This is a genomic window from Elusimicrobiota bacterium, assembly GCA_041658405.1.
In the GTDB taxonomy this organism is placed as follows: Bacteria; Elusimicrobiota; UBA5214; order JBBAAG01; family JBBAAG01; genus JBBAAG01.
In genome coordinates this window covers 1-8,712 of record JBBAAG010000104.1, presented here as the reverse complement: position 1 = coordinate 8,712, position 8,712 = coordinate 1, and the positions used below count along the sequence as shown (strand labels likewise).

The following is an 8,712-nucleotide window of genomic DNA, read 5'->3' as shown; positions in this document are numbered from 1 at the left end:
CTTTATTAAACTCAATAATCCCAGCATTATCCTTGAATACGGAAATACACCAGCTGCGGTCAAGTTCTTTAGTTGCCCTTGCGATTGTAGACTTCAGGAGGTTATCAAACACTTTTTTCTTTAACTTACCTTTTTCGTAGTACTGATACTCCACCACACCGGTAAGAGTTTTATGTTTACAATGCTCAGACCATGTTTGCGCAATGGTTTCAAGTTCAATATCAGTAGGATTCCGCTGTTTACCCCGGAAATACTGCTGAACAACTTTCATCTCAGCTAAGGTCAACGCCAATAAGTTTTTGTTACTGATCTCAACCAACTGTTTATCATTAGCTTTGAGGACATCAATATCTTCCACTAAAACCTTAGGTTCGATTTTCACTACCGGCTTCTTAGGCACAACCTTTTTCTTTTTGTTGACCACTTTATTTGTCACCATTTTTTTATGCATATCCTTTACTAATAAATTATTACGCCAGTTTAAATTCCTGGATAACAGTATTCACCAATAACTTCCGGCAGATAAGCTGCATCTGCACTAACTTAACCGATCCTTTAAGCACAAACTTTTGACCGGTAGATACAAAAACAACTTTTTTTATACCGAGATCCTCAGCGGCTTTCACCACGCTCTCCCCCGCAGCATCAGTAACACCGCGTTTGTACCATGTTTCCACCACGTGTTCATCCTTAATTGCGGATTTATTGTTGTTATGCGCAGAACTTTTTGTCCCGGGTTTCACATCATCCGGTGAGGTGATAATATAATTCTGGGTGATAGGATCCGTTAATAATTCCGCAGCTAAACGTTTTGCATCACTCGTTGAGAGTTCACCGTATACCATATAAAGTGTTGAAACGTACACTGCGGTAACACCGTTTACCTGCAAATCTTCAATACTCTTAACCATAGACGCTGATGAAGATAATACCTTGGGTACGATTTCAATTAAATACTTACTGTTTTGCGCCATAATTATTTTTTCTCTCCCATCACTTACTTCCCGATTAACCTCTTATACGCTTCCTCATATTTTTCTAACGTTTTTTTAACAATCTCTTCCGGCAGAGACGGTACCGGCGGTTGTTTATCCCATTTTATGGATTCAAGGTAATCCCGCACAAATTGCTTATCAAAACTTTCCTGTGATTGCCCAACAGCATACTTATCTTTTTCCCAATACCTTGATGAATCAGGTGTCAGTACTTCGTCAATAAGTATCGGCGCAGTTTTACCTTCAAGAATGCCAAACTCAAATTTTGTATCCGCAAGGATTAACCCTTTTGTATCGGCATAATCCCGCGCGGTTGAGTATAACTCCAAACTTGTATCCTTCAAAAACTTAGCAATTTCGTATCCTTCATTATTAATAACTTCCTGTTCAGACACATTAATATCATGCCCTGACATTGACTTTAATGCTGGGGTAAAGATAGGATTCTCTATTTTCTGTGATTCTTTCATCCCGGAAGGTAGAGCGATCCCGCAGACAGTACCCGTTTTCTGGTATTCTTTCCATGCAGACCCCGCAAGATAACCCCGGACTACGCATTCAACGTTGATACGCCTAGCTTTCTTTACAAGCATTGAACGCCCCTCTAACTGTTCCTCGTACTCACGTAACTGTTCAGGATACTTCGCAGCATCAGTTTCAATCAAATGGTTCTCAACAACACCAGCGAGTTTGTGGAACCAAAAAACTGACATCCTGGTCAATATCTTTCCTTTACCCGTAACAGGTGTCGGGAGAATATAATCAAACGCAGAAATCCTGTCAGTCGCAACAATCAATAATTTATCCTCCAGATCGTATACATCACGCACTTTCCCGCGGAATAACAGTTTTATTGTCTTTAAGTCTGACTGTACCAACTCATTTACCATTGTGAATAATACCCTCCAAACCAGCTTTTATTTACTTGATAATCATTGAACGTACAAAAATTATTAAAGCGTAAGACCCTGCGCTAATCAACGCAGCTATTGGGATAGTCAGTAACCATGCCCACACAATTTGTCCCGCCACACCCCACTTCACTGCGCTGAACCTTCGTACCGATCCAACTCCCATTATTGAACCTGTGATTGTATGTGTGGTACTCACGGGTATCCCAAATCCCGACGCAATATACAGCATCATAGCAGCGCCAGTTTCTGCGCAAAAACCATCTACCGGTTTTAACTTAACAATTTTTTGACCCATGGTTTTCACTATTTTCCATCCACCGAACATTGTACCTAATGCTATTGCAGCGTGGCAGGTGATTACGACCCAAAAAGGTACGTAAAAATGTGAGCCGAGATATCCAGCGCTGAAAAGCAGGCTTGCGATTATACCCATAGTTTTTTGCGCGTCATTGCCTCCATGTCCGAGGCTGTATAACGCAGCGGAGACTAACTGTCCTTTACGAAATATATTGTCAATCCTTGTAGGATTAAACTTCCTGAATATCATGTAAATGACATAACAAAACACAAATCCCAGTAAAAAACCAAATACAGGAGATATAAAAATAAATGCTACTGTTTTTATTATCCCGCTCATTACCAACGCCTTGGGGCCAGTTTTTACTAAAGCCGCTCCGATTAATCCTCCGATCAAAGCGTGTGACGAGCTCGTTGGTAAACCCAACCACCAAGTGATAAGATCCCAAATACATGCACCCATAAGAGTCCCAAAAATCACATATTTATCAACGATTGTGATATCAATTATCCCTTTCCCGATCGTGTTTGCAACATGTAACCCAAAAAACAGAAACGCAATAAAATTGAAAAACGCAGCCCACATAACCGCATACTTCGGAGATAACACACGGGTTGACACTACTGTTGCGATGGAATTCGCAGAATCATGGAAGCCATTAAGGAAATCAAACGTTAACGCTAAAAATACTAAAAAAAGTATAAGGAAAAAATCCATTTAATTCCCCTTTACGACGATACTTTCGATTGTACACGCCACGTTCTCGCATTTATCCAATGCCGCTTCTACTGCTTCATATGTTTCCTTCCATTTAATAACTTCCAACGGGTTTTTTGACGCGTCATCACCGTCAAAAAGGTCGGCTAAAAGTTTTTTAAACATATTATCGCCTTCATTTTCCAACTGGTTAATTTCAATACAATAATCCATTACGCGGGTAACTTTTTTCTTGTCGTCCATCTCACATATCGCTTTATCCACTAGTACTGCCGATCGTTCCAATATCTCGGCAAGTTTTACCAACCCGTCATCAATTTTTCTTATACGATAAATTTTCATACGGTCCATAACAGCCTGAATCATATCGATAATATCATCCAGCTCGCCGCTAAGCGCGTATATATCTTCGCGGTCGATCGGCGTGATAAACGTGCGATTGAGTTTGTCTACCAACTCGTGCCGGATAAGATCGCCTTCGTGTTCGATCTCATGGATTTTGTCAATCAACGGGCTTCCTGCATCCCAGTTTTTCACTAGTTGATGAAACGTTTTCGCAGCTTCCACCACATTTTTTGACGTACGCGAAAACATTCCCTGAAAATTTTCATCTTTCGGCATTAAATTAAATCCCATATCTACTCCTTAATCTATTAATAAACCACTGTTTTTATATTTCAATTATTCCCATTCAATCGTAGCCGGCGGTTTTGATGATATATCGTATACTACGCGGTTAACACCCCGTACTTCGTTGATGATACGGTTAGCTATCCGCCCCATAACGTTATACGGCAATTTTGCCCAATCCGCAGTCATCGCATCAACGGACTCCACCGCGCGTACTGCTATAACATTATCATACGTCCTGGCGTCACCCATAACGCCCACAGTTTTTACGGGTAATAACACAGCAAAGGACTGCCATAACTTGTGGTATAACCCGGCATTAACAATTTCTTCCTCTACAATACGGTCCGCATGGCGCACAATCACTAACCTTTCTCTTGTTATCTCGCCAAGCACGCGTACTGCAAGGCCCGGCCCGGGGAAAGGCTGGCGGTAAAGTATTTCATCAGGCAAACCTATTTCCTTACCTAACTCACGTACTTCATCCTTGAACAGGAACCGTACGGGTTCAATAAGTTTAAGTTTCATTTTCTCAGGTAATCCGCCGACGTTATGGTGTGACTTAATCACAGCGGACGGCCCTTTTACGGATACGCTTTCAATAACGTCAGGATACAACGTTCCCTGTACAAGATACTTAATCCCCTTAAACTTCCTGGCTTCACGTTCGAATATCTCTATGAACTTATGCCCGATAATTTTACGTTTTTTCTCAGGATCAGTTACCCCGGCTAACGCTCTGAGGAATTCATTCTCCGCATTTATGATATGCAACCTATTCCCGAACCTCCGTCCAAAAACTTTCTGTACCCTTTCTTTCTCACCCCAGCGCAAGAGGCCATTATCCACAAACACGCACTCCAGTTGCCTTTTAATCGCGCGGTCCACCAATAATGACACTACCGATGAATCCACCCCGCCGCTTAACGCGCAGATAACTTTATTATCACCAACTATACGCCGTACTTCCGCAGTTTCCCTCTGTACAAACGATTTCATATTCCACGACTGCCGGGCTTTACATATTTTTAATACAAAATTCTGCAGGATCTCACGTCCCAACGGTGTGTGTTTAACCTCAGGATGAAACTGTACTCCGTAGAGGTTACGCTTAACATCCCCTGCTGCAGCATAGGGCGAATGCGCACTTTTTGCTAATGAAACAAAACCAGGAGGTAGTTTAGTAACAATATCACCGTGGCTCATCCATACGATAAACCTACGGGGCAGTTTCGTAAATAACTGTGTCCCCGCGTTTTTACTTAATGTAATCTGTGTATGGCCAAACTCACGTTTTTTCCCGTGTTTAACCTTACCTCCCAAAACATAACCCATTAACTGCATGCCATAACATATACCCAATACAGGTACGCCTAGTTCAAACAATTCCTTCCCGCATCGCGGTGCGCCTTTTTCGTATACGCTTGACGGCCCGCCGGAAAGTATAACACCTTCAAGCTGAGGCTTACGCTTGATAACTTCAGCGCTTGTATGAAACGGTAGGATTTCGCAATAAACTTTCATCTCACGCACCCGCCGTGCAATAAGTTGTGTTACCTGCGAACCAAAATCCAGGATTATGATCATAACACTACTTTCCCATACCAATCTTCTGCGCTTTCTGGTATAGCTTACCTTCTGACTTAATATCCGGCGCAATGATAAGTTCCACCAACTGCAGTTCCTTCACATTCCCTGCTCCGACACTGCCCATACACGTGCGTAACGCACCAACAATATTCTGTGTCCCGTCATCCGTATTTGCAGGCCCCATAAGTATTTGCTCCAACGTACCGGTAGTACCTACATATATCCGTGTACCCCGGGGAAGATACTGATGCGGTGTTGCCATACCCCAGTGATACCCATACCCCGGCGCTTCCTTAGCTTTAGCGAACGCACTGCCGATCATTACAGCATCCGCACCAGAAACAAAAGCTTTACATATATCCCCGCCGGTATTCATCCCGCCATCGGTAATCACTGCAACATGACGCCCTGTTTTTTTAAAATAAAAATCCCGTGCTGCAGCGCAATCAATTGTTGCGGTCACCTGCGGCACACCGATACCCAACACCCCGCGGGTAGTACACGCCGACCCCGGGCCAATACCTACGAGTAGGCCCGCGCACCCGGTTTCCATTAACGCTAACGCTGTTTGATAACTCACACAGTTACCAAGGATTACCGGAATCTTAAGTTCACCAATAAGTTTTTTTAAATTCAACGTCTTAACTTTTGTGGAGATAAACTTTGTGGTCAATACTGTTGCCTGGATAACAAAAACATCAGCACCAGCGTCCTGCACAATCTTTGCGTACTTCGCAGCGTTCTGCGGGACCGTAGACACTGCAGCGATACCTTTAAGTTTCTTAATTTCCTTAATTTTTTTTGCGATAAGTTCTTCCTTCACAGGCTTGCGGTAAAGCTGCTGCACAAATTTGGTAGCTTCAGCCGGCGGTATTTCCGCAATTTGTTTATATATTTCATCAGTATTCTCATACCGTGAATGTATACCATCAAGGTTTAACACCGCAAGGCCGCCAAGCTTGCTGAACGCCGCACTGAACTTTGCGTCTACTACGCCATCCATTGCAGATGCGAGAAACGGTATCTTAAGTTCAATATCCCCGATTTTTGTGGTAATATCAATCTCATCCGGGTCAAGCGTACACTCCCCGGGAACTATTGCTACTTCATCAAAACCATACGCACGCCGTGCTTCACGGTCACGCCCAATAAACAACGGCATAAATAAATATCCTCCTATATCTCTATTGTTATTACAGAACACTGCCCGCCAAACCCGTCATCCGTCTGGTTATTATTCCCGGTATCAGCGAACCATTTGGAATCATTAACTACAAACTTATACCTGTAATTCCCGGGTTTTAGTACTACGGTACCGTTCCACACTTTTCTTATTTCATCATACTTCAATACATTACGGCGTTTATCCCATGCGTTGAAGTCGCCGGTAACTGCAGCTTTATAAATTTTTTCAGTAAACTTATACGCTTCCGGTAAAAACACAAACTCCGCAACAGTTGCCGCAGCGACTTTATTCCCTCCAAACTCCTTTACGCGGTATAAAAGTTCATCCGCGCGTTCTACCAAACTATCACTATCCCCGGCATCCACAAGAAATTCAGCAAGGCCTATACTCAAAGTAATATTATAATCCTTGAACTCACGCACAACTTTTTGCCTTAACTCTTCAGCCAACACTTTTGCCGCATGCTTATCCGTGTCAGGTAATAACACAATAAACTCATCCCCGCCCCAACGGCATAAAGTTTCATCTTTCCTAAATACCGATGTTAGAACACTTGCAAGTTCGTGGAGGACAATATCCCCCGCAGGATGGCCTTCAGTATCGTTATATTTCTTGAAGTTATCCATATCCATGAGCATAACGCAAAACTTTTTTACCACTGCCTGTGCTGCTAGTTTACGGTACTCATTCTCAAGGCCTTCCATCTGCCCCAAAAAATAGTGGCGGTTATACAACCCGGTAAGCGTATCCGTAGTTGCGAGTTTAACGGTTTTACTATACTCTTTCTCCGATACAATCCTCGGAGTTTTAATTATTCTTTTTATATTCTCAAGATAATCCAGTGCAGCGACACGAATACCAATGTTACGGCTTAATTTTTCACTGACAAGATATTTATGCATCAATATTTCCTGCCAGTACTGTTTCGCCACACTTTCTTCAAATACCTGTGAGGTTAAAGAATTCACGAGGTCACTATAGAAAGTCCCGCGTTTTTCTAACTTAATCTCCGCAACAACGTATTGTTTCTCTACCGGCAGATTAACATCCCCCGCCGCGATGTCTACCAGCCGATACCCTTGCTCTTCAAGGTTTTCGAGTGACTCAATCTTTTTATTTTTTGGCATATACTAACTCATAACCTTTTTTTCTCAGTTTTTGAAACCGTAATTTTTTTTTGTGCCTGGTACCTTCCTTTTTTATCCGCATAAGATACCGCGCAGGAACTATCGCTTTCCAGGAATAACACCTGGGCAATACCTTCAAACGCGTATACTTTCACGGGTACCGGCGAAGTATTAGAGATTGATATCGTCACATACCCTTCCCATTCAGGCTCCAGCGGTGTGACATTAACCAATACACCATTCCTCGCATAGGTAGACTTCCCGAAACATACCGACAGTACTTTACGGGGAATACGGAAATACTCGTAGCTCCTTCCCAGGATAAACGAATTCGGCGGGATTACACAAACACTGCCTTTATACTCTTTAAAACTATTAGGGTTAACTATCTTGGGATCGGATACACTGTTTTTGTTTTTACAGAACACCTTGAACTCATCCGCCAGCCGCATGTCATAACCGTACGAAGACACACCGTATGAAATCACGGTTTTGTCCGTTTGGTTTTCAACGAACGGCGTTATCATTTTATGGTGTAACGCCATCCGTTTAATCCAGCTATCGGATTTTATGCTTGTCATACAATCTTCTATAAGTTTTTAAAACAACCTCTGAAACAAATATTAACGTATTACTTACCCGCATTTTGAGTATCCGCAATCATGGCATTTAACACAACCTTCACCGAACTCCAGCATATTACCGCATTCCGGGCATTCCGGGCACATACCTTCAGCATTACCTTTTCTCTTAGCTGCATTCAACACATTCCCGCCCTGTGCCTTATTAACACCGGTACCGGAATTAGGATTATTCCCCGCGGGTACTGCCAATGATGACGACGCTGCTGCCGCTAATGCGTTCATTATGTTTGAAGCACCTGGAATATCCTCACCCTTTTTCCCGTTGAATAACGACGGTAAACTCCGTTCTTTTAAATAATCCTCTAACGACCGTGCCATTGCATCGGGACAGGAAAGCACAGCTTTACCTTCCTGGAACGCCGGTGATGGACAGCGTATCCCGCGCAGTTGCTCAATTATCTCCATAGGGTTAATCCCCGCGCGTAATGCCAAGGATACCAACCGCGCAACAGCTTCCGACTGAGACATCGTACATCCGCCGGACTTACCTAACTGTGTGAATATCTCGCATGGGCCGTGTTCATCTTCATTAATTGTTACGTACATATTCCCGCAACCCGTACGCATTTTCATGGTGTACCCGTGAGTCATCTTCGGGCGTAACCGCGGTT

General features: G+C 43.0%; 10 protein-coding genes. All 10 read right to left on the bottom strand.

Features of this window, described 5'->3' with window-relative positions:
• On the bottom strand, positions 1-439 hold a 439-nt coding region (locus tag WC955_12325), incomplete at its 3' end, for a phosphoribosylformylglycinamidine synthase (GenBank protein ID MFA5859839.1).
• A gap of 31 nt (positions 440-470) precedes the next feature.
• The gene (locus WC955_12320; protein MFA5859838.1) at positions 471-974 is read right to left on the bottom strand and encodes a phosphoribosylformylglycinamidine synthase subunit PurS; all 504 of its coding nucleotides are present in this window, start codon (positions 972-974) and stop codon (positions 471-473) included.
• Positions 975-997: 23 nt separating this feature from the next.
• Positions 998-1,885, bottom strand: a complete 888-nt coding sequence (locus WC955_12315) for a phosphoribosylaminoimidazolesuccinocarboxamide synthase (protein MFA5859837.1) — start codon at positions 1,883-1,885, stop codon at positions 998-1,000.
• Positions 1,886-1,916: 31 nt separating this feature from the next.
• Entirely contained in the window at positions 1,917-2,924 is a 1,008-nt protein-coding gene (locus tag WC955_12310; GenBank protein MFA5859836.1) for an inorganic phosphate transporter, read from the bottom strand.
• Positions 2,925-3,560, bottom strand: a complete 636-nt coding sequence (locus tag WC955_12305) for a DUF47 family protein (GenBank protein ID MFA5859835.1) — start codon at positions 3,558-3,560, stop codon at positions 2,925-2,927. It abuts the gene before it with no gap.
• Positions 3,561-3,605: 45 nt separating this feature from the next.
• The gene (guaA, locus tag WC955_12300; protein MFA5859834.1) at positions 3,606-5,141 is read right to left on the bottom strand and encodes a glutamine-hydrolyzing GMP synthase; all 1,536 of its coding nucleotides are present in this window, start codon (positions 5,139-5,141) and stop codon (positions 3,606-3,608) included.
• 4 nt (positions 5,142-5,145) lie between these two features.
• On the bottom strand, positions 5,146-6,306 hold the full coding sequence (locus WC955_12295) for a GuaB3 family IMP dehydrogenase-related protein (GenBank protein MFA5859833.1): 1,161 nt from the start codon (positions 6,304-6,306) through the stop codon (positions 5,146-5,148).
• A gap of 14 nt (positions 6,307-6,320) precedes the next feature.
• Positions 6,321-7,457 (bottom strand): diguanylate cyclase, encoded by a 1,137-nt coding sequence (locus WC955_12290; GenBank protein ID MFA5859832.1) that lies wholly within the window; start codon positions 7,455-7,457, stop codon positions 6,321-6,323.
• An 8-nt stretch (positions 7,458-7,465) separates the two neighbouring features.
• Complete coding sequence (gene dcd / locus WC955_12285) at positions 7,466-8,038, bottom strand: dCTP deaminase (protein ID MFA5859831.1); 573 nt, start codon at positions 8,036-8,038, stop codon at positions 7,466-7,468.
• A gap of 54 nt (positions 8,039-8,092) precedes the next feature.
• The coding region (locus tag WC955_12280; protein MFA5859830.1) for a TSCPD domain-containing protein at positions 8,093-8,712 on the bottom strand (620 nt) is incomplete at its 5' end.